At 61.0% G+C, this 1,181-nt stretch carries 1 protein-coding gene; it reads right to left on the bottom strand.

The annotated features are described in order from the left end of the window. Positions 1-5: 5 nt before the first annotated feature. Positions 6-1,181, bottom strand: a 1,176-nt coding sequence (gene tuf / locus ACR0IR_RS18790; protein WP_170343064.1) for an elongation factor Tu, incomplete at its 5' end; no start/stop codon positions are given.

Genomic DNA, 1,181 nt, shown 5'->3' with positions numbered 1-1,181 from the left:
GCGCCTTACTCGATGATTTTGGACACGACGCCTGCGCCGACGGTGCGGCCGCCTTCGCGGATGGCGAAGCGCAGACCGTTTTCCATGGCGATCGGGGCGATCAGCTCAACGCCGAACGACACGTTGTCGCCGGGCATGACCATCTCGGTGCCTTCGGCCAGGGTCACTGTGCCGGTCACGTCAGTCGTACGGAAGTAGAACTGCGGACGGTAGTTCGCGAAGAACGGAGTGTGACGGCCGCCTTCTTCCTTGGTCAGGATGTAGGCTTCGGCTTCGAACTTGGTGTGCGGAGTCACCGAGCCCGGCTTACACAGAACCTGGCCACGCTCGACGCCGTCACGGTCAACACCACGCAGCAGGGCGCCGATGTTGTCGCCGGCTTCACCGCGGTCCAGCAGCTTGCGGAACATCTCGACACCGGTGCAGGTGGTCTTCTGCGTGTCGCGGATGCCGACGATTTCGATCTCGTCGCCAACGTTGATCACACCACGCTCGACACGACCGGTCACAACGGTACCGCGGCCCGAGATCGAGAACACGTCTTCGATCGGCATAAGGAACGGCTGGTCAACAGCGCGCTCGGGCGTGTCGATGTACTCGTCAACGGCCGCCATCAGTTCGCGGATCTTGTTCTCGCCGATTTCCGGGTTGTTGCCTTCCATCGCCGCCAGAGCCGAACCTGCGATGATCGGAATGTCGTCGCCGGGGTAGTCGTAGCTGGACAGCAGTTCGCGAACTTCCATCTCAACCAGTTCCAGCAGCTCTTCGTCGTCGACCTGGTCAACCTTGTTCAGGAACACGACCATCTTCGGGATGCCAACCTGGCGGCCCAGCAGGATGTGCTCGCGGGTCTGCGGCATCGGGCCGTCAGCTGCGTTCACAACCAGGATCGCGCCGTCCATCTGCGCCGCACCGGTGATCATGTTCTTCACATAGTCAGCGTGGCCGGGGCAGTCGACATGCGCATAGTGGCGGTTGTCGGTCTCGTATTCCACGTGGGCGGTCGAGATGGTGATGCCGCGCGCTTTCTCTTCCGGCGCACCGTCAATCTGGTCATACGCCTTGAAGTCGCCGAAATACTTGGTGATTGCTGCGGTCAGCGTCGTCTTGCCGTGGTCAACGTGGCCAATCGTGCCAATGTTGACGTGCGGTTTTGTACGCTCAAACTTTTCCTTTGCCAT

It is taken from the genome of Ruegeria sp. CF2, from assembly GCF_056537385.1.
This window is presented reverse-complemented; position numbering and strand designations above follow the sequence as displayed.